This window comes from Enterobacter cloacae complex sp. HYC074_NIDB (assembly GCF_056673345.1).
Map to the genome: position 1 here is coordinate 112,340 of NZ_CP114214.1, position 25,650 is coordinate 137,989.

A 25,650-nucleotide genomic window follows, 5' to 3' on the forward strand; every position below is an offset into this window, starting at 1 on the left:
GCACAGCGATCCCGCATCTCTGGCAGAGCCAGAAATGAAAAAAGGGAAATTAATTATTTCCGCTAATTATTCACATGCGATTACTTCGCAGAGAAAAGCATATTTAAAATATTCTGGTATATGGGCTCTAATTGTTCTGACGGTACTTTTAAAGGCGTGAGTCGACGGTAAATCGTGCCTTCGATCATCACAGCGGTAATCTCCACGCAGCAGCGAATATGCTCATCGCTCAGGTGGGGGAACTGCTTTTTAAGGTGCTCACAGGCGTTGGCGAACATGCGGGCTTCGGCTTCGATCAGCATGTTTGCCACCAGCGGATTGCGCGTGGCCTCTGCGGACATTTCGAGCATTAGCGCGTCATCATCTTCGTTAAGCGTCTGGCGCCAGGCAAGCGCCTGCGGCATCCCTTCAACCAGGGTTTTGCCCTGCATCTCCTCAATACGTGAGTCGATAATGCGCCGGATCATCTCTTCAATGATCGCGTCTTTTTTACTGAAATAGCGATAGATTTGTCCGACGCTGAGCCTGGCTTCGCTGGCGATCTGCGACATGCTGGCAGCGTGAAATCCACTGGCGCGAAAGCAGCGGCGCGCGGCGGTGATGATTTCGTCCTGCCGTAGTTTTTGTCGTTCTTCCAGCTTTGTGCTCATCGTCGGCTACCGTAAAAAGTGAGAATGATCGTTCTCATTATACGTTTTCGGAGCCTATTGGAAAGGTTTTTTTTATTTACATATTGAATGAATATTTCCTTGTTTAAACAATGGAGGAAATAAGGAGTTTTTATGAAGGTTAAGCTGTGAGATATTCAGATTGCGCTGAAAATAAGGAGAGATTTATGCACCTGAGCATTACAGATAAAGTCACGGCTGAAGAAAAAGAAGAATTATTAACGGGGCTAAGAGCCTATAACGCGCAGTATTTAGATCTGGCGACGTTTAGTGGCGATATTGGCGTATATATGCGAGACGACAATGGCGTCATGCTGGGCGGGTTAATCGGCGTACGGAAAGGCGACTGGCTGAACATCGACTATCTGTGGGTCAGTGACAGCGTGCGGGGTACGGGTGTGGGAAGCCAGCTTATCAAAACGGCTGAAGAGGAGGCCCGTCGCAAAGGCTGTCGTCACGCGCTGGTGGATACGGTCAGCTTCCAGGCGCGTCCGTTCTATGAAAAACAGGGTTATCAGGTGCAGATGTCCTTGCAGGATTACCCTTATCAGGGAATGCAGAGACACTATCTGTCCAAAAATCTTTAACCGCCGATCCCGGTGCCTATCACGGCTAACACGTGGCGCACCACGATCTCCGGCGAGAGGGCGCTAAGCCTCTCGTCATTGCGCATGCGGGAGAACGGCACCAGCACCAGGCTCAGCAGCGTAGTGAACAGCAGTTCGGGGGCCAGCGCCGGATTCAGCTTTCCTTCCTGCTGCCAGCCTTTGATGGTTGCCAGCGTGGTGTGATATTTCTCATCGCCAAAGCGTGCCTGCAAATGGGTGCGCAGTACCGGCATCTCGCCAATCACCTCCTGCATCCACAGCGGGGCAAACCAGCGATACTTTTCCGCCAGTTCGGCCAGCACCCTGACCATTTCCGTCAGGGCATCCACCGGCGAATCCCGGTTGTCGGCGAAAATCGCCCCGATCCGCTCGCGTAACGGCAGGAAGCGCTCCTCAATCATCGCATCCAGTAACTGTTCTCTGGAGTTGAAGTAGTAGTGCAGCATGGCGGGCGTCACGCCTGCTTCGCGGGCGATGGCGTTCAACGACGTATTGGCGATCCCCTGGCGGGAAAAGAGGTTCAGGGCGATGTCCAGCAGCTGTTCACGGCTGGCGGTAACGCGCTTGCCGCCGCGTGGCCGACCGGGGCGGCGGGGTTCAGAATTGTCCTTTTGTGCTGGCATGGTCACCGTATCTCTTGATCTTATTCATCACTTCCACAAATATTAATTATACGATTAATTAATTTCAAGTGATGTCTTATGGAGTCCGACGTAATGACTCAACCTGCGAAAAAGGCGCCGTCGATTAAGCTGCTGTTCAGCGCACTCCTGCTGGTGATGCTGCTCTCGGCGCTGGATCAGACCATTGTCTCCACCGCGCTGCCGACCATCGTCGGTGAGCTGGGCGGGCTGGATAAGCTCTCGTGGGTGGTAACGGCCTATATTCTCAGTTCGACCATCGTGGTGCCGCTGTACGGCAAATTCGGCGATCTGTTTGGCCGAAAAATCGTTCTGCAAATCGCGATTGTGCTGTTTCTTGTAGGGTCCGCGCTGTGCGGTCTGGCGCAGAACATGACCCAGCTGGTGCTGATGCGCGCCCTGCAAGGGCTGGGGGGCGGCGGTCTGATGGTGATCAGCATGGCTGCCGTGGCGGACGTGATCCCGCCTGCCGATCGGGGTCGCTATCAGGGGCTGTTTGGCGGCGTGTTTGGCCTGGCGACGGTGATAGGGCCGCTGATCGGCGGGTTTATCGTTCAGCACGCATCCTGGCGCTGGATTTTCTACATCAACCTGCCGCTGGGGCTGTTTGCCCTGCTGGTGATTGGCGCGGTTTTCCACGGCAGCGCGCGGCGCAGCAAGCATGAGATTGACTACCTGGGGGCGATTTACCTCAGCATGGCGTTGCTGTGCATCATTCTGTTTACCACCGAGGGCGGGACGATCCGCCAATGGAGCGACCCGCAGCTGTGGTGTATTCTGGCCTTCGGCCTGACGGGGATCGCCGGGTTTATCTACGAAGAGCGGCTGGCGTGGGAGCCGATTATCCCGCTGTCGCTCTTCCGCAACCGCAGCTTCCTGCTCTGTAGCCTGATCGGTTTTATTATCGGCATGTCGCTGTTTGGCTCCGTCACTTTCCTGCCGCTCTATTTACAGGTGGTAAAAGACGCCACGCCGACGCAGGCCGGTTTGCAGCTGATCCCCCTGATGGGGGGGCTGTTGCTCACCTCCATCATAAGCGGGCGCATCATCAGCCGTACCGGGAAATATCGTCTGTTCCCGATCCTCGGCACGCTGCTCGGCGTGGTGGGGATGATGTTACTGACGCGCATTTCAATCACCTCTCCAACCTGGCAGCTTTACCTGTTTACCGGCGTGCTGGGCATGGGGCTGGGACTGGTGATGCAGGTGCTGGTGCTGGCGGTGCAAAACAGCGTGTCAGCCGATCAATACGGCGTCGCGACGTCTGGGGTGACGCTGTTCCGCTCCATTGGCGGGGCGATTGGCGTCGCGCTGTTTGGCGCGGTGTTCACCCATATTCTGCAATCAGGTCTGATCGACAGGCTGCCGGAAGGGGCGGAACTGCCGCGCGAACTTAATCCCGTTGCCATACACCATCTGCCTGATGCCCTGCGTCTGGACTATCTGGATGCGTTCGGCTCGGCGATCCATGCGGTGTTCATGCTGGCGGCGGGGATTATGGTGCTGGCGTTTGTGTTGTCGTGGTTTTTGCGCGAAGCGCCGCTGCGTCGGCAGGCGTGAGGTTAGCGGTTCTGCTTGCGCCTGGACTACCGTAGCCTGATGCCCATCGCCCGGTGGCGCTACGCTTACCGGGCCTACACTTCCCCCGTCACGTAGGCCGGGTAAGCGCAGCGCCACCCGGCAACAGGCCGCATATAACTTAACCGTCTTACTGATTCCTTTTCGTTTTTTAGCCTGCCGTCTCGTTGTCGATATAGTCTTCAAAACGTCTTTCAAAAGGAACTGTCTCGTGAAACTTCGAATGGGTGCGCTTCTCCTGACTGGCCTGCTGCTCGCGGGCTGTGATCAGGGCGGCAATGATGCCAGACACATTAAAGTCGGCGTGATCAATGGCGCTGAGCAGGACGTGGCGGAAGTCGCCAAAAAGGTGGCAAAGGAGAAATACGGTCTGGATGTTGAGCTGGTGGGCTTTAGCGGCTCGCTGCTGCCCAACGATGCCACCAACCAGGGCGAACTGGACGCCAACGTCTTCCAGCATCGCCCGTTCCTCGCAGAAGATAACAAGGCGCACAATTACAAGCTGGTCGCCGTGGCCAATACCTTCGTCTTCCCGATGGCGGGTTACTCCCAAAAGATTAAATCGGTCTCTGAGCTGAAGGACGGCGCAACCATTGCGATTCCAAACGATCCCACCAACCTTGGCCGCGCGCTGTTGCTGCTGCAAAAAGAGAAGCTGATTACCCTTAAACCGGATGTTGGCCTGCTGCCAACGGCGCTGGATATTACCGCGAACCCGAAAAACTTACAGATTATGGAGCTGGAAGGGGCGCAGCTGCCGCGCGTGCTGGACGATCCGAAAGTGGATGTGGCCATCATCAGTACCACCTATCTCCAGCAAACGGGGCTTTCCCCGGTACACGACAGCGTCTTTATCGAAGACAAAAACTCACCCTACGTGAATATTGTGGTCACGCGTGAAGAGAACAAAGACGCCGAAAACGTGAAGGAATTTATCCAGTCCTATCAGTCGCCGGAAGTGGCGAAAGCGGCGGAGACCATTTTTAACGGTGGCGCGGTGCCGGGCTGGTAAGCCCCGGTAAAAAGGCCAGCGCTCCGCTGGCCGTCAAAGCGTTACGCGGGCATCGGTTCGGCTTTCGGGCCACAGAAAACCCTGACCAGACTGTGCGCCGGACGCGCGGGCGCGCGCCAGATCCCGCGAGTTTTCGATGCCTTCTATAAGAATTGATTGCGCGATACCTGCCCTGACCTCCTGTACAAACGGGGCAAGCGGCGCGCGCTCGCGCAGCGCTGAGCGGTCAATTTTCACCCCATCCAGCGGCAGCGCAAGTCGCGCGAACGCCTCCGCCAACTCCCGGGTTAAATCGTCCAGCCAGATTTGCCATCCCGCCTCTTTTAACCGAACAAGCGTGGCATGAAGGCGACGTTGCTCATCCTCGCTCAGCCGTGTGATGGTGAGGGGATCCTGAATTTCAATCGTTAACCGCTGCTGATGGCGTAACGCCAGCAACAACCGGATAGCGCGTTCGTTGAGAAGGTGTTCTGCCGGAAGGTTTAGCCAGTAAGCGTCCCGGGCGGGTATCTGTAACAGGGTGTTGGCCTGCCAGAAGAAGATTTGCAGCGCGCTGCGCGAGGGCAGCGAGGCAAACAGCACCTCAAGATTGACGTTACGGATCTCCACAAGCACTTCATGCGCGAACACCTGGCCCGAATGAAGATCGACAAGCGGCTGGAAGCGCAGCCCTGAGATACGTTGCAACAGGGGAGAGGGAAGAACGGTATACATGGAACAGCCTTCAGGAAATGAAAAAAAGGTTCCCGCGGACACGGGAACAAAAGGCAAACGACACACGGTCAAATTCTTAATTCAGGATCCAGCGAATGCTCTGGTAAAACGAGGGGCCACGCACGGCTTTAAGCTTGTTCATGGCGTTGTTCTTATAAAAGTAAACCAGCCTGACGTTACACCCCAGCTGACGGGCGATTTGCTTGGTTTTGAGATTACAGGAATAGCCGCGCAATACGCTGGCCTCCTCGCTGGACAGCCTCGCCGGGGTGCGTAAGCGGGTCGTCATGCCTACGTTGTAACGGCCAGACTCTTGCGGTGTCTGGCTCATCAGTATTTGCCACAGCGCTTTGATATCCCCCAGGGAGACTCTTTTGCTGATGACCCCATCGACATGTTTGAATTTCAAATAGCCGGCGGATAACGAATAGATATAGATCTTCGCCGTCACTTGTTTCTGTTTAATGCAGAGAATGTCGTCATTTGTCGTCACCCGGAAATGACGCGTATTCAACGGATCATAAATGATGATATCAAAGAGTTGTTCACTCATAGCAAGTTCTTCGATATGGGTAAACCCATGGAAAATAACGTCGTGTTTTTCATCAGGCTCACGCTTTCCAAGCGATTGCAGGCCAATCATCGTGAATTCGCAGCTGTCAACAACGGCAACATGAATTGTTTTTTTATTTTGCATTGGCATTCTCCTTTCGCTGAGTAAACAGTCCATATAAGAGAAAATGGCGGTTCGCACTCTCTTATTAAAAGAATAGCGAGCACTTTTTTATATAACGCGATGCGATGGCATCAATGTAAGCCAATACAAACCGTCGAGTAAAGCTGATGCCAATTATTAGAGGAAGATAAAATTGAAAAAGGGTTTTAATGGTATATGCAATTGTTTTAATCTTCTAATAATATTCATGCCAGATTTTTATTCTGTAAATGAGCGGATAATAAGCATCAGAAGGTTGATTAATGGGGTTAATCCACCGCCTTTTCAGTGAGTTACTGCTGTTTCTGTAAGAAAAATTGTGATCGTGGCAGGGTTATCGACAGGGCTTTATCTGCGAGGGGAAACGGCGTGCAGAATAAAATAGAATTTTTTCTATGAATTTAATGTCCTTGTTCAGATTTTTAAGCCTGAGAAGGATAAAATCCTGGCGCGAAGAGGTTGTGAGTGGTGAGTACATAAACTATTATCATTTTCCTCCGGTCACGAGAATTTAGAAAAGACATGAATAATACTGAACGTATCGTAAGGGTAATGGTGTTTTACAAAATAAATATATTTAAAGAGATAATATTCCGGGCGCTCCAGGATCTTTTACCCGATTACGTACTGAACATTACTCAGGTCGATTCCACAGAACAGGCGCTGGCGGCGGTGGCGGATAATAACGTGGATGTTTTCTTCACTGAATTTAATTATCTGCTTAATCATAAAGAGTGGAGTGCGGAGGTCAGCAGCCGTTTTACATCTTTATGTAAAACCCATCACGTCAGGCGTGTTCTGTTGGTGCCCGAGCTGCCTTACGGGCTGTTAAAAAAAGTTCTGGAGATGAAATTTGAATTAACCATCAGTCAGCAGGATGAATTGACTGAACTGAAAAAGGAATTACCCGCGTTGCTCATGGCGGACGGGCAAAAACCGTCGATCTCTTCGTGGCTCAGGCGGGTAATGCGGTCCGGCTCCCGGGCGCGCTCCATCCTCTCGGCCAGAGAGTGGGAGGTGCTTCATCTTATTGTGGAAGGATTTTCAACGACGGAGATTGCCCGTCATCGAAACCGTTCGGTCAGTACTATTGCGACGCAGAAGCATAATGCGATGAAAAAGCTGAATCTTTCCAACCACAGCGAACTGATTAAGTATGTGCAGGCGGTTGGAAAGATGGAGGAATAGTCCACATCAGGGGTAGATAATATTCAGCGTAGCCGATGTATTGATCTTACCCTGGCTCACCTGGGCGGGTGCCCACACGTAATAGTACGCCGCCATCGGAAGGGTGAAATGTTCGTCCAGCGCCGCGCCAGCCGCCACGCTGAAGATCATTGTGGCGTTGCCACGGCTGGTGGTCGAGGTAGAGAAGGTCACCGGCGTTTGCGGGGCGTCACGTTTTATCAGGCGGAGCCCCACGCCCTGCGCCGCGCTACTGCTGCTGTCGATCAGCACCGAGCTGTCGGTCGAAAGCAGCTGCGTGCTGGACAGAAACATCTCAATTGCCCGATCGGAATTGCCATTAACCCCGACGTTCTGACAGCTCATGTTCAGTGAAAAAGGCGTCAGCCCCGGCTGTGAGGATGCACTGAGCTGGGGAATGCCGAGCGTCGGCAGCGCCACGGTCAGCCCCGCATTATCAAAGGAACAGGTAGTCAGTTTTGGCGCGTATTTGATGATCATCGGCTGACCAAACATATCGCGGTTGTCGTAAGGCCACTTGAACCCGCTGAATAACCACTGCGCTATCTTGATGACCTGATTGATTGGCCAGGTGATGATTTCCCAGATAGATAACCCGCTCATGTCGCTGACGAACAGAACGTCGCTCATGTTCGCCGTATCCCCCGTCAGGGTGGTGCCGCTCTGGTTAACGAGGGTGAAGCGAACCGTAAACGGTGTATTCAGCTCAGACGCCGTATGGCTACCGCTGGCAGACAGGGTTTTATTGGCCGGGGGATTGGTGATCTCCGCCCGCACCATATACTTGTTGTTGCTGAATCCGAGGATGGTCGCGTATTTGCTGTCGGTCGAGAGGATCGGCGTGTAAGAAAATTCGCTATTACCCGTCGTACAGTTGAACGAGCCGCTGTACTGGGTGGTGAAGCTGCCGGTCCATGTGGGCGTGGCCGGGCTCAGCTTATCCGATAAATCAATGGTAATCGGTGTGCCATAAACGATGCTGCTGCCGGAGCAGGTGGCATAGCTCATCCCGCTAACGCTGGTGAGGAGCAGGAACATGAATGATCGTAACATTTTGATAATCCGTAATTAATGGCAAACCGATGAGGGGCTGTTCAGCCCCCAGGCCGGGGAGGAGATTTCGCACTTTCCGCCGCGGAGATGCACGTTGAGCGCGCGTGGCGGCTGTTCAGCACGGATATACAGTACGCTGGCCTGTCCGACATACCCGACAGATTCACCATGTTCATCCAGCACTTCGGTGCCAAAGGGCAGCGGTTTGCCGTCGGCGCGCGTCGCATGAAGTACCCATGACTGGCGCTTGTCGGTTTCAAAGCGGATATAGCTCACCGCCCCGTCGTAAGGAGCCACGTTAGCCATATTGCCGATCACCTCCGCGCCAGCGCTGTTTTCCGTTTCAGTTAACGTAATGGCGTTTTTGCGATACGGGGTGGCGTAAGGCACCAGCGCCACGCCATCGCGGTTCGTCATAATGCTTTCATCGCCGTTCACCATCAGCCCCTCCGCCTTTGGCGCATCGACGATAGTCATGGTTGTGCCGGTTTCGTTTGAGGCGAGAACGTGCCACGGGTAGGCCACCAGGCTGCCGCGTCCGCTGAGCCCGGTCTGGCGGTAGTCGGAGGATTCGCTGTAAGAGCCACCGAGTGTCGCGAAGTTCGAACGGTACGCGGCGTTAACGCTTGCCGCATTTTTCCCCCCCCCGCGCATTACTGCCGGAGAGGGTGTAGCTCAGTCGGTTCGACGCCAGCGCGTTCCCGCTCATGCTGATATTGCTCTGCTCGTAATGCGAATCGCTGGCCGTCAGGCTGGAGGTGATCCACGCATTATTATCAAACAGCGAGAACGGCAGGCTGAGGGAGAGGTAAAGGCGCGTCTCTTCTTCACTGTCCCTTTTCCGTACCCGGCTGGCCGACAGGGTATAGCTGGCGCGGCCGATGGCGTTGGAATAGCCCATCTGGTATTCGCGCGTGGTTTGCTGTGAGTTCCAGTAATCGCGCTGTGTGCCGGAGACAAACACCGTGCCCCAGTTATTGAGCAGGCGCTGATTAAGGTTAAGCGTAAAGGTATTCTTGGGCTGCGCCGCGCGCATGGCGTCCCAGGTGCTTAGCGACATGTCGGGCGCAACGCCAAACCGATCTTCATAGTCGTCGTACTGCGCTCTCAGGCGCTGATACCCTTCGCGCGAATAGAGCGCGTCGCTGAAGCTGTAATAGCCTTTAGTGGAATAGCGATAGGCCGCCAGGGTGAAGTTGGTGGCGGTGGTATCGATAAATTTGCTGTACGACACGCGATAACTCTGACCGCTGCTGGTGCGATCCTGTAGGGTGGTTTTGGCGTGGGTGACATCAAACGAGACCGCGCCAAAGGGAAGGTTCCACCCGGTACCGACAAGCCCGGCCTGGTAGTTATCGCTAATAATCGTCCCGGTATACCCGGTGATGAGGTTATTAAACCCGTAGCGCAGCGTGGCCTGCATGAATGCGGGTTCGGCATCGAGCGTGTTCTGATGCACTTTACCCGCCACCACGCTGTACTGACTCACCCCTTCTTTTAGCATCCCGGGTACGGCGGAAAACGGCACCGTGAAGGACTGCTGTGAACCGTCCGCTTCACGCACCACCACCAGCAAATCGCCCGCGGAGCCGGTAGGCTGAATGCTGTCGAGGGTAAACTGGCCCGGCGGCACATTCTCCTGATAGATCACGTTGCCATTCTGGATAACTTTCACCAGGGCGTTCGTCCGTGCCACGCCGTGAACCACCGGTGAAAAACCCTGCTGTGAATTTGGGCGCATCTTCATGTCCGACGCCAGCGACACGCCGCGCACGCGCAGGGAATCAAACAGATCGCCAGGAATATAAAAGTCACCCAGCGTCAGGTTGGATTTCAGCGAGGCCAGGGGACGGCGCAGGTAGCGGGTATTATTCTGCCAGCTACTCTCTCCGCTGGCCGTTTTCCGCCAGGCGCTGCTGTCGCGAAACTGCCAGCCGAACAGGTTGGCGCCGGAATCCAGCCCGGCATAAAAATCATCATTTGTGTCTTTCGCAGCGCCTTTCGCGCGGGTGTTGTACCAGGTCGTGTTCCACGAGAGCATCAGCGCCGGTATCCCCTCGTCCCAGAACTGGGGGGCAATGTAACCTTCTTCAGTACGCAGCACGGCCGCCTGCGGAACGGTAAGCGCCAGACTCAGGGTGCTGGTATCGGTTTTGACTTCACCGCCCTGAACCAGATCGCGCAGCTGAACCTGCCCGTGCGCAATGGCGGGCGCAGGCACGGACGTGGTGTTGATGCCAAGCGACCGGGCATCTTTCCAGGCAATGCGGATGTCGTCACGCTGCTCGCCGTAGATGACGGTATAACGTCCCTTCCAGCTGCCGTTTACGTAGATATCCATCTCCTGACTGCCGGCAGGCATGGCGTTGTTTTCGGAAAAGCGAGACAGATCGGACTCACCGGATGCGCCAGCAAGCAGGGAGGGATCAAACGAGACGGCCCCTGATTTATGCGAAAGCAGAAGCGTGCAGACTGCCAGCAGACAGAGTCTGTTTTGTTTCATTTTCATGGTGAGTCTTTCCGATCACTGACTGGTGAAAGTCCGGGTTTTATACGCGCCAAGATCGTCCACATACATCAGCTGGAAGGTCTGTCCGCGCTTAACCGTATTTTTTGCGGCGACCGTCAGCTGCCCAAACGGGGAAACCATAGGGGACTCCTGGAGCAATTTCGTTTTACCCAGCGAAATATTGGCGACCGTAATATGGAACGGACTGTTATTTGTAATGCGAAAGCGATCGCCTTCGGCGGCGAGCGTCAGTTTCGCCACCGCGTCATCCAGCGTGCCTTTCAGCGCAGCGGGCCGGTAAAAAAGTTTGATACGGGATTTAATCGCCAGCTGAACGGTATTCTGATTTTGCAGATTTTCAGGTCTGGGCGGAATGTCGAGAACATTCAGGAAAAAGACGGATTCGCGATCCGCAGGCAAGCTGGACGGCAGCTTTTTAATACGAAGCTGTTGGCCATTATGTTCGTTAACCTTTATCACTGGCGGCGACAGCAAAAACGGCACATTGGCTGTTTCCGGCGTGGAATTAATATCACCGTCATCTATCCAGGATTGCACCAGAGCGGGCGCATCGCCCGTATTCATTAACTGGACGATCACCTCTTTGTTATTTTCAGGATAAAGGACACGGGTGCCATTAATGACAATATTGGCCCATGAGTGACCGGTGCTTAGCAGTAAGCCTGCCAGCAAAATTGCCTTGCGCATGATTGCAACCTTAAATACAGGCTCTGCGAAAACAGAGCCTGAATAATCATTATTACAGGTAGGAAATGGTATACGTTACGTTGGAGCTTAACTCGCCCACGGTGGCGGCAGCGGCGTTCGTTTTATAATAATAAACATCCAGCGTCAGCGTCTCGGAATCTGGCGCGGTCGCTGTACCCATAATATCTGTGGTGTAAGGCTGGTTCAGGGTAATTGGCGTAGACGAACCTGGCTCCACTAGCGCAAAACCGACATTACGTGCCACGCTGGCATCGCTTTCGTTCACGCTGTTATTGAGCAGGTATTTACCGTCAGTGGAAATATTATCCGCGCTGGAGAAATACACTTTCAGCGGGGTGCCGGTCGTTCCGGCTGCTGGTGAACAACCTGAGAAAGTCAGCGCAATAGATTTTTTATTCTTAGTGATCAGGCCAACCGTGGTGCCTGCATCTTTTACCGAAATAGGGGAAAGCGCAACGGTAAAGTCTGCGCTTTTACCGCCGTTAATGGTACAGGTTGTATCGGTAATAGCGCCGGTAAAGTTAATGATACCACCCGCTGAATTGTCTGCGGCCACTGCGCTGGTAGAGGCAATAGCAGCGGCCAGCAGTGATACGGTCATGATCGATTTGAACATGATAAACTCCATGAAGATTTGTGTTATTTAAAATGAATGTTAATCGGCTACACATGTCCCTGATGTACCGGCTAGACGCATGGCGACTCGGGAGAATGCTTTGACGATATTATGTTGCACTAAAAAAGTACATAACAAAACATTATTCCAACAATTTCTAAAGTTTAAGATTATAATCTTGTGTGTTAGTTTTTTTTAATGTTTTAACCTAAATGCGTTGGTTCAAATATTTTTATTAATGATTTAATAATTGTTAATTAATGAAGCTTTATGAATTCATCTCTCAATTAATATCACGCGACTTGACCACACAAACTTTAGACTTATTATTGCCTGGCAAATGCACATAATTTTAACAATGGCGTAATAATAATATGAAGTATCTCATTGATCTTACAATGCTTTATGAAGTCGACACCGGTATGATCATGATTAATGGAGAGGAAGAGTCATCCATTAAGTTATCTAACCAGGCGGGTCGTCTGCTTTATGAACTTATCATCAATAATGGTAAAACTCTCGACAGAGACGACCTGATAAAGAAGGTCTGGGAGGATCATGGTTTCTCTGGTTCTTCGGTGAGTCTGAATGTTGCCATAAGTGAAATCAGAAAAGCATTTCGTACATTAGGATGCGACCCTTTACTGATAAAAACGATACGTGGCAAGGGATTTAGCCTTGCCGCGCATATTGAACACCACACGGTCAGGCCGCCGGTTGTTTCAACGCTTAGTGAACAATCTGCCTCTGAATCATTCGATACGCTAGCGCATAAGAAAGATGCCGATCCGCCTAAACAATTAATATCGCTGCACAGACTCTTTATTTCTTTCTGCACCTTATTACTGATTACCGTTATCGGCACCGCTGTTTTACTGTTGCACCAAAGGGATTCCTATGCCGAGAGCCTGAAAGATTCTGATATGCATCTGCTCGGTAAAGTGGACCGGTGTACGGTATACCTGATCGATAAGAATATGTATCAGCCGCGACAGCACTACTTTAATCACGTAAAAGAGGTCATCGCCAGTCAACATATCGACTGTCAACATCAGGTTGCAGATGCTTACTATTCCAGGTTTAAAAAGTCGCAGATAGAAAATTATTTCCTGGCCATCTGTTATCAGCAGGACAGTATCGACGATTATAAGAACTGCATTTCTTACAGAAGCCTGACCGGGAGTTAAAATATGTCAAGGACTAAAATGAGTGTACTGTTCAGTATCGTACTGGCGCTGTCTGTCATCGCGTTGTTATGGATCTATTTTACCAGAACGCAGGATGAGGGGTTTGGCTGCCAGTCAGATACCATTTCCTGGAAAACATATTCCACGGGTGAGTCAACCGATATGTCGCTAACCACGCTTTTCCTGTTTAACAACAAAGATGTTGTGACGGTTATTCATAAAGGCGTGCTCAAGAAAGAGGGCAAAAGCTACCTGATTGACCGAAATTACACGCTCAGCGTGGAAAAAGTCGATGGAAGCAATATCTTTTATATTAAGGATAAAAAGCTGAATAAATCTGAAGATGATGCGGCGCCGGATGGCGTTGTAAACGAAATGTTACTTGATAATATCAACTTCTTCTATATTACCAGCGTAAAAAAACATGCGTGGTTAATTAAGGGGCTGGTGTTGCCTGTAATGATGTGTGTGGCTGTCCCGACGTCCTGATATTTCTCTTTATTAAAAAATCGATATTTATCTATTACTCGGGAAAGTGAGTAATTTACTCAATACGTAACAATAAGATACGAGAAATTTATTTATATTTTTATTGTTGCTCTCCGTCGAGTGAATTTTTCTGTATTGCCTCGTTATTTTGCGGCTGTCTATACTCCGCCTCGAAAAAGGGGCTCCCCTTTTTATACACGTGGATTCTTTTTTGAAGGACTAAATAAATGAACAAACTGAACGCTATCGTTCTGGGCTCCCTGCTGTCTGTTTCTGCCCTGAGCGCAGTTAATGCAGCAGAAACGACGGCTTCTGCCACATGGCAGGCAACCGCGACCAAAGACAGCGAATCCGATCTGGTTGTTACGCCAACGCGTGCTCTGAACTTTGTTTACAGCGCCAACACCAAATCTTTCAACACCGACACCGGTCTGTTTGATGTGGCTATCCGTGGCGATCACTCTACGGCGACCAGCTTCAAACTCGAAGCTATCCTCGACGATTCAAACAACACGCTGTTCAGCGTGGGTGGTGAAGCGACCAAGCTGAAAGTGGGTGCGCGTTGGGGCGGTAACGACCTGGGCTCTATCGGTGGCACCGTGGGGGCGAAATCAACCGCATGGACCACGCTGGTTGATTCCTCTTCTAACACCGGCGTCTCTTCTGGCCTGTGGAACCTGACCACCAGCGCAGGCGCGGCGGCAGATACCGAAATTACCGGCCAGGACAAATTCGTCTTCTACGTTGACTCCGCTCAGGACAATGCCGGTACGGCGAAAGAGTTCAAAGACCTGACCAACAGCCTGTGGGAAGGGACCGTGTCTGTTGCGTTCCGCGCAACCTGGGGCTAAGGCCTGATCGATCCAGGGGCGCAAGCCCCTGTTTAGGGAAATAGCATGTTTAACCTCAAATCCGCCTTCTTATTTTTATTATTTATCTCTTCCTCCGCGCTGGCCATTAATGTGGGAAAAGTCACCACCATTATTTCTGCGGATGCTGACTCCACCGCTAAGGAAATAAAAAACGAAGCAGACAGCGTGCGTATTGTTTCTGTTCGCGCACAGCGGATCAGCAGCCCAATGGATGAAGGGATCGTCATTAATCCGGAGAAAGTGGACGAACTGTTGCTGACGCCCACGCGCATGGTGATGCCCGCCGGTACCAGCAATATCGTCAAATTTTACTATCACGGAAACGCCGATAACAAAGAGCGTTACTACCGCATTACCTTCACGGATGAAGGGGTAAGCGAAGAGGTGGACAGCGGTTCGCCAAAAAACGGCACCGGGATGACGCGCGCGGTGGTGAGCACCATTCTGGTGGTTCAGCCCCGGGATAAGAAGATTGATTTCGTCTATGTGGCGGGAAAAATAACCAATAAAGGGAACACCTCGTTTCGCGTCAATGCGACCGGGACCTGCCTGAAGCCGAATCCGGAATCCCCCGGCACGCCGTGTAGCAAAAACTTCTACCTGATGCCAGAGACCTCGCGCGCTATTGAGGATATCAACGTTACGGATAACCATTTTCATCTCGGAATATGGGACCTGAAACAGTTCATTCCTGTTAAGTAAGGATGCATGGTGAAAAATAAATTAGTGTTGCCGGTGATGATGGCTTGCGCATCCGGCACGCTGCCCGCGCTTGCGCATGCAGCCTCAAGCTCCGTGGTTATCGCTAATTACCGTTTTCCCGACTCGCTTTATGCACTGCTGGAGCAGGGGATCAAAATTCCCGTCTATCTGGTGAATACGCGTCCACACTCAGCACAACAAGGGAACCACGAAGGCACGGCGAGCGAATATGTTCGTATCGGTGACGTGACGCTCTTTGCAAAAGATCTGAAGCTGGGGCTGAGGGACGTTCAGGTCCAGGAGTCTGATAACGGCATTCGTCTGTCAAAAGAGATGCGGGCGTTACTGCAAAGCATTAACGATAAGCAGTTTGATGACCAGATGCGTATTCCGGTTAGCGCGGGTTCGGCGTTCGAACTGGATCAGAAAAAAATGCGCCTGTTGCTGAATCTGTCGCAGAGCGACTACGGGGTGAATATTCGCCCGCGTGAGGTGGATATTGATGCGCCGGAGTCTGACGACCTGAGCGGCACGTTCTCCTACAACCTCGGGGCGTATCACACCGAGAGCGGCTACGGTGACAGCTGGTCGTCGGGCTATCTGAACGCGAGAAACTGGATCTCAATGGGCGTCGATCATGTGCTGATCGACGGCTCTGGCTACGTCAACGAGAGCAGCAGCGATACCCAGATGAACGCGGTTATGTGGGAGCGCGACTATCAGGGGATGCGCTACGCCGCAGGCATGCTGAACGGCTGGGCGATGCAGTCTCTGGCGAGCGTCAGCGGGATTTCCGGCGGTGAAGTCTACGGCGTTTCCATGGGCAACCAGGCCAACTCCCGCAAACGCGATAACACGCTCTCTCTGACGCCGGTGGTGGTCTATTTCCCCACGGCGGGCGAGGCCCGTATTCGTCGTGACGGGCAGCTTATCGGCATTCAGCGCTTTGACGTCGGCAACCATGAAATTGACACCAGCAGCCTGCCCTACGGGATCTACAGCATCGAAGTTGAGGTGGTGAGCGGAAGCCGCACCGTGTCGCGTAACATGTACACCGTAAATAAGCCGTTCTCCAGCAACGTGTCGGAAACGCTGCGCTGGCAGATGTGGGGCGGGATGTATAGCCGCGATAAATCCGTCGTCAATTATAAAAAATACGCGAAACGCAAAAACGAGCAGGACAACACCTACTACTACGATTACGACACCAAACATAAAGACACCATGTCGCTGGTGGGAGCCTCGTTCAGCAAGCGCAGCGGGATGGTCGACTGGAACGCCTCCACCTACATGATGCGGGAACACATCGTCAGCGAGCTGTGGGCCTCCCTGAACCTGACGGGCTATTTCTCGGTGAATACCCAGACCATGGCCGCCTCCGACGGAACCTATCGCGCCAACTATGGGGCGAATCTCAGCCTGCCGTGGCAGATCGGCTCGGTGTGGTACTCCCATGAACAGCTCTCCAGTGGCAAGTTCCTCGATATCTATGAGAGCAAGGGCAATACCTGGGGCGCCTCCTTTAGCCTGCCGTCGTTCGGTCTGCCCTCGGCGGGCAACCTGAGCCTGATGCGCCAGGAGGACGACCTCTATCGCTATAAACGCTATCAGCTGGACTACTCCCAGGGGTTATACGCCGGTCGCTACGGTACGGCGCGCCTGCGGGTGGGAATGTCGCGCAACAAATACGACGGGTATTACGAAGAGAAAGATCGTTACGTGATGCTCGATTTCGCTATACCGCTCGGCAATACCGTGTCGGTTGGCGTTTCCCACAATCGCGATACCGGCACGGCGCTGAACGTCAGCGCCAGCCGCCAGTTTGAAGGCGATTACCTGAAATCGGCTACCGCCAACGTCTCAAAAGCCTTTAACAGCCGCCAGGATCGCAGCGTAAGCGGCGGCGGCAGCGTGAACTTCGACACGCCGTGGAACAGCAACATCCTCAGCGTCCAGAGCGGCATGAGTAAAGGCTGGAACTCCACGCTGACCAGTGACGGCAGCGTGGGCTGGTCCAAAGAGGCCATCGCCGCCGGGAAAGGCACCGAAAGCGCAGGGGTGATTGTCAGTACCGGTCTCAAATCTGATGAAGCGCTGACCCTGAAGCTTAACGGCCGGGCAGAACGCATCAAAGGGGATAAGACCTGGCTGTCGCTGCCGGCATACCAGGCTTATGACCTGGAAGTGATGAACAGTGAAACCGGTACGGAAAGCTATGAGATTGGCGCGAATGCGCGTCGCCATATCACGGTTTATCCGGGCAATACCGTGGTGATGAAGCCGCAGGTGAAGAAAATCGTCACTCTGTTTGGTCGTCTTGTGGATGCAAACGGGGCCCCGATTGGCGCCATGCAGATCAAAAACCACGTCGGGCTGACCCGGACGGAAAACGACGGACGCTTCGTGATCGACGTTGATAAGAACAACCCTGTCCTGAGTATCGCCACGCCGGACGACAGCGTCTGCGAAGTGCGCCTGGACATCGAGTCTAACCGCGGTGCGCTGTGGCTTGGGGACATCTCCTGCGACAAAGGCGATTTCGTCTGGCAGGAAGCAAAAGGAACGCAGGAACGTGACGATGAAAAAGATATTCGCTCTTAATTTACTGCTGATGAGCGCGGCGGCCCAGGCGCAGGAGCTGCCCTATTTCGCCATTAATAACCCGGACAATAACGGTACGGGAAACAGCGCGGGGCTGTTTAGTCTGAACAGCACGTCGACCGCGTTTTTACACGGTTCGCGCGAGTGGCCGACCCTGAGTGCGAAAACGAATAACGGTATCGCCACTTACATCCCGGACAACAGCTTCAACGGCCCGGCAGGCAGCGCGTTAACTATCGACTTTTCGGTGACCGGTTCCAGCGCTTCTCCGTTCTTTAAAGGGACGGCGTGTTCCTCGTCCTGCGGCAACACGGGGTACACCCCGACGACCAGCTATACCGACACGTCGATGGTGGTTAAGCCGCCGGTGATGGAGCCCGGCACGTCATACGGGCGCTGGGTACTGGGCGATCCGTTCTTTAACTATTTGCTCAACGCCGCGCCAGGGGATGAAGTGACCATCACCTCCACGCCGCAAATCAGCTCAATCAACAAAGTGACCACCACCAATACGCTTCACAAGGTGGGCACGCTGACCATGACCAACTCCAGAGCGCTTAACCTGGGTATTGACCCGATCAGCGGCGAGGTGACGATTGTCGATGGATCAACGGGGGCCACCTGCACCAAGTACACCCGTAATACGGTCTCTGGCGTCCTGTGCGACCTGCTCGAATACACGTTTGTTGGGGAAGATATCTCCGGTTACAACGGAGGGCTGGCGCTCACCTCTTCCCGCGTCAACAGCGTGCTGCAATCGCACATGAGCGGCGGCACCGGGCTTGCCGCCGAGCTGACCTTCGATGAAAACACCTGGTACAGTATCTCCGGCGGTATCCTGAGCGATACGCGTGTCCTGGCGAACACCTTCCTTGCAGCGCCGCAGAAAAACGGCGGCAATGCGTACCTTAAAATCTTTTTGCCGAAAGCGTTAATTCTGAGCGTGGCGCAGGCGGGGGACGGCAGCAACATTGGCAATATCGTCAGCCTGTGTCTGACGCCCGGCAACAGCTCGCTGGCGGCGGATTTCTGCTTCCAGCCGGGGGGCGGCCTGGTGATTAACCCGATCGAACCCGGGCTGGAAATTGTGCCAGACAACCCGGATTACACCCTCGATCCTGACGGTCTGGGCGGCTCAGGGAAAGGCATTATCGGCGAAGCGCCCATTGAGATCCCCTACACCATCACCTACAGCGGGGCGCAAAAAGATGCGGCGATTGCGGTCACGGTAAAAGTCACCGGGCCTACCCAAAGCCTGAATGGGGTGGACTACTGCGCCTTTAGCGGCAACGGCTTTACGGTTCCCATTCCGGGCAACGTGCTGGTGGGGAAAAGCCAGACGCTGATGGCGCACAACTGTAAAGGCGAAGTACTGTCGATCCCGGCGCCGGCCACCCATGCGGAAGAGTGGGACAAAATGAGTTCCGGCGTGACCGATATGTGGCTCTGGAAAACACCGCTGATCCTCCAGTTCGTTATGGATAATCCGGTATCGAAAACCACCTATGACGGAAATAGCTGGTTTGGTGAAGTGACCGCGCAGGGAAGAATAGATGTTAGCGCATCCTGGAATTAATCAACCATGACTGGAAAATTCCTGGCTATTTTTGCAATAAATTGCTTCATTTCCACAGGGGCAAATGCTTTAATTATCGAAAGTCTGAATATTGATTTTCTTCCCGAAAGAGAAGTTGTTTTTCAGCCGATAAAAAACGATACCAGCGAGCGTCAGAATTATACCGTGTCGCTTATTCAGGTAGACGTTCCTAAAGAGAAGGGAAAAGAAACCGAAATAAAAGACGGCGAAGTCATGTATTCGCCTAAGCAATTAACGCTGGGGAGCGGTGAACGCGCGGGTTTTAAATTTTATTATACCGGCCCGCATGACAACAAAGAGCGATACTATCGCGTAAAATTCACCGAGACGCCGCTCCAGGCAAAGGTTATCACGCGCAAAGGCCAGCGCATCCAGTCGGATGTGGTGGTCTCGCTTGAGGCTATTTTGATTGTCCGACCATGGACACGACATTTTGATTATGCGTTTAGCAACGGGGTGGTGAGTAATACCGGGAATACCTATTTTAAATATGTTTCCTCGGTCGGGTGCAGTACGCAATACAACAATTCAAAATATATTCCACCGGGGCAACGGCTGGAAATAGATAATGCCGGGCAGGCTGCAAGGCGGATGATTATTTATGGCAATAAAATCATTCCGCTGACCACCTGCCCGTAGCAACCGCTTTCCTTCATAAAAGGAAATTAGCCTTTAGCATCATGCTAAAGATCCATCACTACAGGAGATAAAAATGAAAGCGATTTCATTCGTAGAAGCGAAAGACATTATTGGCGGCGCGTTAAACCCGTTCGCTGGTCTGGTTAAAGGTGCACAGCTGGGTTACGACACTGGCGCCAGCATCATGGGCATGGTTGGCGGTGTGGTTGGCGGAGTTCTGGGTGGCGCAATGGGCTTCCTGGGCGCGCTGGTTGGTAGCTACAACTAATTCACGTTAACAGGAAAAGTATCATGCAAGTTATCGATTTCAAAAAAGCACAGGCCATCATCGGTGGTTGGGATCCGTTTGCTGCCGCTATTCAGGGCGCAAGCGCGGGCTATAACGCGGGCAGCCAGATGTTAGGCGCGCTGGGCGGCACCATCGGCGGCGTATTCGGCCTGGTGGGCGGCTTCATCGGCGGTTTCTTCAGCGCCTAAGCGAGAAGCACGTTGTACGCATGGCCCGCATTGCCGGGCCATTTTTTTATTTCAGCCACGGATCATTATGTTTTCGCTCTTTCAGTATAAAAAACAGGGTAAGACCCCTGTTATTCGCCAGCATGAATTTACCGAATGTGGACTGGCCTGCCTGGCGATGGTGTTGGGGCACTACGACCACCATGTCTCCGTCAGCCAGCTGCGCCGGGAGATTTCCGTTTCCGCCGATGCGGGAACCTCAATGGCGGAATTGATGACCCTTGCCAGCGATAAAAATATGTCTGGCCGGGTGCTTAAAGGCGAAATCACTGAAATAGAAACGTCTGAGCTGCCGCTCATCGCCTTCTGGCGCGGCAACCATTTCGTGGTCATCGTGAAGATCGACAGCCGCAGCGTGACCGTTCACGACCCGGCCAGCGGCGTGCGTCGTTACCGTCTGAAAGAGGCGGAAAAACTCTTTTCCGGCTATGTGCTTGAGCTTAAGCCCACGCCGTGCTTCGAAAAGAAATCCCCGGATGAAACGCTCACGCTTGGCCGTTTAGCCAATAAATCTCCGAGCCTGTTCCAGCGCCAGCTGCTGCTGTTTGTGCTCTGTATTTTTACTCTCATCACCATGCTGGCAAGCCCCACCTACGTGCAGCTGATTATGGATGAGGCCATTTCCCGCAGCGACAGCGATCTGGTGATCCTGCTCACCGCGATCTTCGCTATCGTCTTTATCTTTGAAGTCATCGGTAAATTCCTCAAGCAGCTGCTTGAGATCCTGATGCGTAACATTGCCTATGACGATTTAAGCCAGTCCGTGCGCCACTACATGCTGCGCACCCAGACCAGCTGGTTCCGCTCGCGCCCGCCGGGCATCGTGCTGGCTATTGAGAAATCGCTCCACGCCTGCGCGGAGTTCATTAGCAATGGTTACGTGCAAATTCTCTTTTCCAGCCTGATCGCCGTCACCAGCCTGCTGTTTATGCTGCTGTATAACGTCAAAATTGCGCTGCTGACAATGCTGCTGATGGGCGTGTTTTTTCTGATCCGCTTTTCGCTGATCGGCCCCTATCAACGCGCGGTGGATGACTCCATCGAGCGCACCGCCCAGTATGAGTCTCTGCTGGTGGAGACGCAGAAAGGGATCATAACGCTCAAAGCGAACAACATGGAGCAGGCCCGGGATGCGGTGATGGACAAATCCCAGCGCGAGCACATCGCCGGGCTGATGCGTAAAGAGCGGCTACTGGCCCGCTTTGACGTGGCTTCGCTGCTGGTGATCAATGCCGAGCAACTGCTGGTGGTCTGCTTTGGCGCGTGGCTGATCCTGGAAGGGCAGATGAGCATCGGGATGCTTTACGCCTATATCAGCTATAAGCGCTATTTTTCCGATGCCATGGTGCAGGTGGCGCAGAAGCTGCTGGACAAAAATGCCCTCAAGGGGCCGCTGGATCGCGTGGGCGACCTGCTGTTTGCCCCCTCTGAAACCAGCCAGTTTGGGAAGCGGATTGTCACCTCGCCGGTCTGTCTGCAATTTGAGGATGTCTCATTTGCCTATCCTGGCCGGGAGGCCACGCTACAGCATATCAACATGACCCTGAAGCAGGGCGAAGAAGCGGCGATTGTGGGCCAGAGCGGGTCGGGAAAAACCACGCTGCTGCGTCTGATCTCCGGCATGCTGCTGGCATCGTCTGGCACGCTGCGGATCAATAAGATCCCCATTGAGGAGTGCGATCTTTCCTCGCTGCGTCAGCACATCCGCATCGTCCATGCGGACGATATTCTCTTCACCGGCTCGATTCTGGACAACATCGCCTGCTTTGACAGCGCACCGGATAAAGAGCAGGTCATTGCCGCGTGTCGGCTGGCGGAGGTGGACCACGTCGTCGCCCGGCTGCCGCACGGCTACGAAACGGAGATGCTGCCGGGGAACACCTTTTTCTCTGCCGGGGAGATGCAGCGTCTGGTTCTGGCGCGCGCCCTGTACAGCCAGCCTAAGCTTCTGCTCTGTGACGAAGTGACGGCGAACCTGGATAAAACGACCGCGCAGAAAGTGCTGGCGAACCTGCGTAGCCTGGGGATTGGCCTGGTGTTTGTCACCCACTCGCCGGACGTGGTGGGCTGTCAGGGGCGTCTCTATACCATGGAAAACGGCACCCTGCGGGAGAGTGAGCAATGATGCTTTTGCCGCGTCTCTATGCGCGACTCTGCGCGCGCCAGGCCGGGCGCACGCTGCTGGCAAACCGGATCACGCAAAACTACAGCCAGTTTATGCGCTGCCCGGAGGCCGATGTTCCGGCTGATTTTCTGCATCAGAATGCGCATGAGCTGAGCGGGTTTAACTTCGTGGAGCAGATCTTCCCGCCCGCGCTTTGGGCGCGCAACGTTCGTTTTGATCTGCACGGGTACGTGGCGCAGTGGACGCGGGAGCAGGCATTTTACAGTTCATCTCGCACCCTGCTACTGGGCATGCGCTGGGCGGGCTTTGGTCTGATCGTGGATGCGCTGCTCGCCAGCGCGCCAGCCGATGTGCGCTTTCAGTTTATTACCCGTCACCCTGCGCTGCATAAGCTGATGGCCGCGCACGAAGGCCGACGCGCCAGCTCGTTTTTCGCCCCTCACCGCCTGGTGACGGTGCTGCTGATGGACGAACGCCTGCCGGATGCGCCGCTGTTCTCCACCCAGGCAGGGGATCAAAAGGCGTGGTTAACGGACGTCTCAACGCGGTTTTTATCGCGCTATGGCTACAGCGTCCGAACGCTGCTGCCGATCTGTTCGCTGCACGCGGCGGAGTTTGGGCTGGAGAGTCAGGCGTATGCGCCGGAGGATTACCGTCAGGCCGCCGCCGACACGCTGAACGCGCTGCGCAAAACCCCCACGCTCTGGAGTGCATGGGATGATCTTTCAGTGATTTATCATGGATGACATATCGTGAAATTAAAAAACCGAAGCGGACAGCGGCGGGCGCTGATCCCGCATCACTTCTCAAAAAGCTATCACATCAACGCGCCACGGCTGAAAGCCGTGCTGACCTTGTTCATCGCCTTTTTTCTCTGCCTGCTGGTCTTTGCGATTGTCTTTAATTTTTCGGAAACCACGCTGGCACGCGGGGTGTTGATCCCGGCGCAGGGCGATGTGGAAGTCCGCGCCAGAGAGTCCGGTACCCTTGTCGATTTTGCCGTCCGGCCCGGTCAGTACGTGAAGGAAAACGATCCGCTGTTCACCGTGTCGCAGGACTATGGCGGCAAGCAGGGCTCGGTGGTGCAGTTTGACCGCCAGCAGATGGAAGCGGAGAAGAAGCGCAGCGAGCAGCGCATTCAGGCCATTGAGGACTCGATTGCGTCGTATCGCAAAAATCTGGCGCAGCAGCTGGCTCTCACCGACAAGCAGATCGCCGTTTCCCGCGATAAGGTGAAGAAGCTGCGCGCGCTGTTAAAAAACAGCACCGACACCTACGAGGCGTGGAAATCCGTCTCCGGGAAGGGCTATGTCTCCAGAGTGGATCTCGATAAAAGCCACAATGATGTGCTCAATGCGCAGCTCAACCTGACGCTGGAGGAGAGCACTATTCTTGAGCTTGAGGCACGCAAAACCAGCCTGACCGACAGCACCCAGTCGCAAATTGACTCTCTGAGCGAAGAGCAGCTGTATGTGAAAAACCGCATCAGCGAAATCGATCGCAACCTGTCCAGCCGGGGAAGTTCCACCATGGCGATGCTGGCCCCTTCCGATGGTTACGTGGTGGCGATTAACTTCCCGCCTGGCCGGGCCATTACGCAAAATAGCGAGGTGGTGGTGGTGATCCGTAAAAATACCGCGGCGACGATGGAGGGGTACCTGTATGTTCCGGCAACGGGGGTGGGGCGCGTGGCGAAAGGCGATAAGGTTAAGCTGCGCTTCGACTCCTGGCCCGTGGACAAATACGGTTCGGTGGAGACGACGCTGTCCGATTTCTATGAGGTAAACATTGATGCCCATTCGGCGCTGATCCCGCTCCAGGAAGGGCAGAACTACTACCTGGCTAAAGTGCGCGTCCCCTCCTGGTTTACCGACCCGGACAAGAAAAAGCGCATGCTGATGGGCGGGATGACGGTGAACGCCGATATCGTTATCGATCGTAAGCCGCTTATCAATCTGCTGATTGCCCCGCTGGAAAGGGTGCGCAAGCGGTTTATCGATTGACCCGATTTCATCGATCATCGCCCTTTGGCCCACATTCTTAACGGCACCCTGGGGCTATTCTCCTTCTCATACCAACCGGAGGATAGCCCATGAACATTACGCAAATTCGCAATGCCACCCAACTGATCACTTACGCGGGAAAACGCTTTTTAATCGACCCAATGCTGGCGCCAAAAAGCACTTATCCGGGTTTTCCCGGCACGGCGCGGGCTGATATTCGCAACCCGATGGTCGAGCTTCCCGTTGACGTTCAAACGCTTCTGGATGCTGACGCGGTGATCGTCACCCATACCCATGCCGATCACTGGGATCAGTACGCCGTTGAGCTGATCGCCAAAGGCAAGCCGATCTACGTGCAAAATGATAGCGATGCCGCGCTGCTGCGCAGCCAGGGATTTACCAACCTGACGATCATGACCGGGGAAACAACATACGGCGATATCCGGATAGTGAAAACCCACGGCGGCCAGCACGGTACTGACCGCGCTTACGCCGTGCCGGAGCTGGCAGAGTTTCTGGGGGAAGCCTGCGGCGTGGTGTTCCGTCATCCCGATGAGAAGACGCTTTATATCGCAGGGGATACCATCTGGCGCGATGCGGTGGCGGCCGATCTGCAAAAGCACCAGCCGGATATCGTCGTGCTCAACGCCGGTTACGCTCATGTCATTGGGTTTGGGCCGATTATCATGGGGGAAGAAGATCTGCTTAACGTGCATTTCCTGCTGCCGCAGGCGAAAATCGTGGCGACCCATATGGAAGCTATCAACCACTGCCTGCTGACCCGCCGCGCGCTGCGCGAGTATGTTGACGCCAACGAGATAAGTGACGCGGTGAGCATTCCTCAGGACGGCGAAACCGTTATATTCTGAG

Annotated in this window: 24 protein-coding genes and 1 pseudogene; 17 read left to right on the forward strand and 8 right to left on the reverse strand. The window is 53.8% G+C overall.

What is annotated here, in order from left to right:
* Window positions 1-80 precede the first annotated feature (80 nt).
* The gene (locus O1724_RS00560; RefSeq protein ID WP_126291593.1) at window positions 81-650 is read right to left on the reverse strand and encodes a TetR/AcrR family transcriptional regulator; all 570 of its coding nucleotides are present in this window, start codon (window positions 648-650) and stop codon (window positions 81-83) included.
* Window positions 651-835: 185 nt separating this feature from the next.
* Between O1724_RS00560 and O1724_RS00565 the strand changes: the two genes are divergently transcribed.
* Window positions 836-1,255, forward strand: coding sequence for a GNAT family N-acetyltransferase (locus tag O1724_RS00565; RefSeq protein ID WP_022650109.1), 420 nt, complete (start codon window positions 836-838; stop codon window positions 1,253-1,255).
* Here the strand turns inward: O1724_RS00565 and O1724_RS00570 are convergent.
* Entirely contained in the window at window positions 1,252-1,899 is a 648-nt protein-coding gene (locus tag O1724_RS00570) for a TetR/AcrR family transcriptional regulator (RefSeq protein ID WP_017383663.1), read from the reverse strand. The genes O1724_RS00565 and O1724_RS00570 overlap by 4 nt on opposite strands.
* Before the next feature lie 78 nt (window positions 1,900-1,977).
* Between O1724_RS00570 and O1724_RS00575 the strand changes: the two genes are divergently transcribed.
* Together O1724_RS00575 and nlpA are read left to right on the forward strand one after the other, a co-directional pair.
* Entirely contained in the window at window positions 1,978-3,477 is a 1,500-nt protein-coding gene (locus tag O1724_RS00575; RefSeq protein WP_126296871.1) for an MDR family MFS transporter, read from the forward strand.
* A 241-nt stretch (window positions 3,478-3,718) separates the two neighbouring features.
* Window positions 3,719-4,507 carry a lipoprotein NlpA gene (nlpA, locus tag O1724_RS00580; RefSeq protein WP_126296895.1) on the forward strand — a complete coding sequence of 263 codons (789 nt, stop codon included), beginning with the start codon at window positions 3,719-3,721 and terminating at the stop codon, window positions 4,505-4,507.
* Window positions 4,508-4,540: 33 nt separating this feature from the next.
* Here the strand turns inward: nlpA and O1724_RS00585 are convergent, their stop codons facing one another.
* Both O1724_RS00585 and O1724_RS00590 read right to left on the reverse strand, forming a co-directional pair.
* Window positions 4,541-5,221 carry an EAL domain-containing protein gene (locus O1724_RS00585; protein WP_126296872.1) on the reverse strand — a complete coding sequence of 227 codons (681 nt, stop codon included), beginning with the start codon at window positions 5,219-5,221 and terminating at the stop codon, window positions 4,541-4,543.
* A 76-nt stretch (window positions 5,222-5,297) separates the two neighbouring features.
* Entirely contained in the window at window positions 5,298-5,918 is a 621-nt protein-coding gene (locus O1724_RS00590; protein WP_015570093.1) for a LuxR C-terminal-related transcriptional regulator, read from the reverse strand.
* A gap of 570 nt (window positions 5,919-6,488) precedes the next feature.
* On the opposite strand from O1724_RS00590, the gene O1724_RS00595 reads away from it, so the two are divergent.
* Window positions 6,489-7,124 carry a LuxR C-terminal-related transcriptional regulator gene (locus O1724_RS00595; protein ID WP_015570092.1) on the forward strand — a complete coding sequence of 212 codons (636 nt, stop codon included), beginning with the start codon at window positions 6,489-6,491 and terminating at the stop codon, window positions 7,122-7,124.
* Window positions 7,125-7,130: 6 nt separating this feature from the next.
* Here the strand turns inward: O1724_RS00595 and O1724_RS00600 are convergent, their stop codons facing one another.
* From O1724_RS00600 to O1724_RS00615, 4 genes and pseudogenes are all read right to left on the reverse strand, one after another.
* Complete coding sequence (locus O1724_RS00600; protein WP_022650114.1) at window positions 7,131-8,195, reverse strand: fimbrial protein; 1,065 nt, start codon at window positions 8,193-8,195, stop codon at window positions 7,131-7,133.
* A 15-nt stretch (window positions 8,196-8,210) separates the two neighbouring features.
* Window positions 8,211-10,704, reverse strand: a pseudogene (locus O1724_RS00605) (fimbria/pilus outer membrane usher protein).
* A 15-nt stretch (window positions 10,705-10,719) separates the two neighbouring features.
* Window positions 10,720-11,412: a fimbrial biogenesis chaperone gene (locus O1724_RS00610; RefSeq protein WP_001223973.1), complete on the reverse strand. Its 693-nt coding sequence runs from the start codon at window positions 11,410-11,412 to the stop codon at window positions 10,720-10,722.
* Window positions 11,413-11,464: 52 nt separating this feature from the next.
* Complete coding sequence (locus O1724_RS00615; RefSeq protein ID WP_022646579.1) at window positions 11,465-12,049, reverse strand: fimbrial protein; 585 nt, start codon at window positions 12,047-12,049, stop codon at window positions 11,465-11,467.
* 374 nt (window positions 12,050-12,423) lie between these two features.
* Between O1724_RS00615 and O1724_RS00620 the strand changes: the two genes are divergently transcribed.
* The 13 genes from O1724_RS00620 (at window position 12,424) to O1724_RS00680 (ending at window position 25,649) form a co-directional block, all read left to right on the forward strand.
* Entirely contained in the window at window positions 12,424-13,236 is an 813-nt protein-coding gene (locus tag O1724_RS00620; protein WP_126296873.1) for a winged helix-turn-helix domain-containing protein, read from the forward strand.
* Between the two features lie 18 nt (window positions 13,237-13,254).
* The gene (locus O1724_RS00625; RefSeq protein WP_003860998.1) at window positions 13,255-13,725 is read left to right on the forward strand and encodes a hypothetical protein; all 471 of its coding nucleotides are present in this window, start codon (window positions 13,255-13,257) and stop codon (window positions 13,723-13,725) included.
* Between the two features lie 227 nt (window positions 13,726-13,952).
* A complete protein-coding gene (locus O1724_RS00630; protein WP_003860995.1) occupies window positions 13,953-14,576 on the forward strand; it encodes a common pilus major fimbrillin subunit EcpA in 624 nt (207 codons plus the stop codon).
* 45 nt (window positions 14,577-14,621) lie between these two features.
* A complete protein-coding gene (locus tag O1724_RS00635; RefSeq protein WP_022650117.1) occupies window positions 14,622-15,299 on the forward strand; it encodes an EcpB family pilus assembly chaperone in 678 nt (225 codons plus the stop codon).
* A gap of 6 nt (window positions 15,300-15,305) precedes the next feature.
* Complete coding sequence (locus O1724_RS00640; RefSeq protein WP_032608167.1) at window positions 15,306-17,900, forward strand: CS1-pili formation C-terminal domain-containing protein; 2,595 nt, start codon at window positions 15,306-15,308, stop codon at window positions 17,898-17,900.
* Entirely contained in the window at window positions 17,878-19,476 is a 1,599-nt protein-coding gene (locus O1724_RS00645) for a receptor (protein WP_126296874.1), read from the forward strand. The genes O1724_RS00640 and O1724_RS00645 overlap by 23 nt, the downstream gene beginning before the upstream one ends.
* A 6-nt stretch (window positions 19,477-19,482) precedes the next feature.
* Entirely contained in the window at window positions 19,483-20,136 is a 654-nt protein-coding gene (locus O1724_RS00650) for a hypothetical protein (protein ID WP_006812468.1), read from the forward strand.
* A gap of 73 nt (window positions 20,137-20,209) precedes the next feature.
* The gene (locus O1724_RS00655; protein ID WP_022646586.1) at window positions 20,210-20,404 is read left to right on the forward strand and encodes a hypothetical protein; all 195 of its coding nucleotides are present in this window, start codon (window positions 20,210-20,212) and stop codon (window positions 20,402-20,404) included.
* Window positions 20,405-20,427: 23 nt separating this feature from the next.
* Window positions 20,428-20,613: a hypothetical protein gene (locus O1724_RS00660; protein ID WP_001196016.1), complete on the forward strand. Its 186-nt coding sequence runs from the start codon at window positions 20,428-20,430 to the stop codon at window positions 20,611-20,613.
* Window positions 20,614-20,680: 67 nt separating this feature from the next.
* Window positions 20,681-22,777, forward strand: a complete 2,097-nt coding sequence (locus tag O1724_RS00665; RefSeq protein ID WP_126296875.1) for a peptidase domain-containing ABC transporter — start codon at window positions 20,681-20,683, stop codon at window positions 22,775-22,777.
* Window positions 22,774-23,523, forward strand: coding sequence for a hypothetical protein (locus tag O1724_RS00670; protein WP_045335996.1), 750 nt, complete (start codon window positions 22,774-22,776; stop codon window positions 23,521-23,523). The genes O1724_RS00665 and O1724_RS00670 overlap by 4 nt, the downstream gene beginning before the upstream one ends.
* Before the next feature lie 6 nt (window positions 23,524-23,529).
* Window positions 23,530-24,780, forward strand: coding sequence for an HlyD family secretion protein (locus O1724_RS00675; protein ID WP_126296876.1), 1,251 nt, complete (start codon window positions 23,530-23,532; stop codon window positions 24,778-24,780).
* An 89-nt stretch (window positions 24,781-24,869) separates the two neighbouring features.
* Window positions 24,870-25,649, forward strand: a complete 780-nt coding sequence (locus O1724_RS00680) for an MBL fold metallo-hydrolase (protein ID WP_058648392.1) — start codon at window positions 24,870-24,872, stop codon at window positions 25,647-25,649.
* Window position 25,650: the final 1 nt, after the last annotated feature.

Excerpts from the sequence above, each read along its gene's own strand:
- O1724_RS00560 (WP_126291593.1), bottom strand. The coding sequence starts at position 650 with ATGAGCACAAAGCTGGAAGAACGACAAAAACTACGGCAGGACGAAATC.
- O1724_RS00565 (WP_022650109.1), top strand. The coding sequence starts at position 836 with ATGCACCTGAGCATTACAGATAAAGTCACGGCTGAAGAAAAAGAAGAA.
- O1724_RS00570 (WP_017383663.1), bottom strand. The coding sequence starts at position 1,899 with ATGCCAGCACAAAAGGACAATTCTGAACCCCGCCGCCCCGGTCGGCCA.
- O1724_RS00575 (WP_126296871.1), top strand. The coding sequence starts at position 1,978 with ATGGAGTCCGACGTAATGACTCAACCTGCGAAAAAGGCGCCGTCGATT.
- nlpA (WP_126296895.1), top strand. The coding sequence starts at position 3,719 with ATGGGTGCGCTTCTCCTGACTGGCCTGCTGCTCGCGGGCTGTGATCAG.
- O1724_RS00585 (WP_126296872.1), bottom strand. The coding sequence starts at position 5,221 with ATGTATACCGTTCTTCCCTCTCCCCTGTTGCAACGTATCTCAGGGCTG.
- O1724_RS00590 (WP_015570093.1), bottom strand. The coding sequence starts at position 5,918 with ATGCAAAATAAAAAAACAATTCATGTTGCCGTTGTTGACAGCTGCGAA.
- O1724_RS00595 (WP_015570092.1), top strand. The coding sequence starts at position 6,489 with ATGGTGTTTTACAAAATAAATATATTTAAAGAGATAATATTCCGGGCG.
- O1724_RS00600 (WP_022650114.1), bottom strand. The coding sequence starts at position 8,195 with ATGTTACGATCATTCATGTTCCTGCTCCTCACCAGCGTTAGCGGGATG.
- O1724_RS00610 (WP_001223973.1), bottom strand. The coding sequence starts at position 11,412 with ATGCGCAAGGCAATTTTGCTGGCAGGCTTACTGCTAAGCACCGGTCAC.
- O1724_RS00615 (WP_022646579.1), bottom strand. The coding sequence starts at position 12,049 with ATGTTCAAATCGATCATGACCGTATCACTGCTGGCCGCTGCTATTGCC.
- O1724_RS00620 (WP_126296873.1), top strand. The coding sequence starts at position 12,424 with ATGAAGTATCTCATTGATCTTACAATGCTTTATGAAGTCGACACCGGT.
- O1724_RS00625 (WP_003860998.1), top strand. The coding sequence starts at position 13,255 with ATGAGTGTACTGTTCAGTATCGTACTGGCGCTGTCTGTCATCGCGTTG.
- O1724_RS00630 (WP_003860995.1), top strand. The coding sequence starts at position 13,953 with ATGAACAAACTGAACGCTATCGTTCTGGGCTCCCTGCTGTCTGTTTCT.
- O1724_RS00635 (WP_022650117.1), top strand. The coding sequence starts at position 14,622 with ATGTTTAACCTCAAATCCGCCTTCTTATTTTTATTATTTATCTCTTCC.
- O1724_RS00640 (WP_032608167.1), top strand. The coding sequence starts at position 15,306 with ATGGTGAAAAATAAATTAGTGTTGCCGGTGATGATGGCTTGCGCATCC.
- O1724_RS00645 (WP_126296874.1), top strand. The coding sequence starts at position 17,878 with ATGAAAAAGATATTCGCTCTTAATTTACTGCTGATGAGCGCGGCGGCC.
- O1724_RS00650 (WP_006812468.1), top strand. The coding sequence starts at position 19,483 with ATGACTGGAAAATTCCTGGCTATTTTTGCAATAAATTGCTTCATTTCC.
- O1724_RS00655 (WP_022646586.1), top strand. The coding sequence starts at position 20,210 with ATGAAAGCGATTTCATTCGTAGAAGCGAAAGACATTATTGGCGGCGCG.
- O1724_RS00660 (WP_001196016.1), top strand. The coding sequence starts at position 20,428 with ATGCAAGTTATCGATTTCAAAAAAGCACAGGCCATCATCGGTGGTTGG.
- O1724_RS00665 (WP_126296875.1), top strand. The coding sequence starts at position 20,681 with ATGTTTTCGCTCTTTCAGTATAAAAAACAGGGTAAGACCCCTGTTATT.
- O1724_RS00670 (WP_045335996.1), top strand. The coding sequence starts at position 22,774 with ATGATGCTTTTGCCGCGTCTCTATGCGCGACTCTGCGCGCGCCAGGCC.
- O1724_RS00680 (WP_058648392.1), top strand. The coding sequence starts at position 24,870 with ATGAACATTACGCAAATTCGCAATGCCACCCAACTGATCACTTACGCG.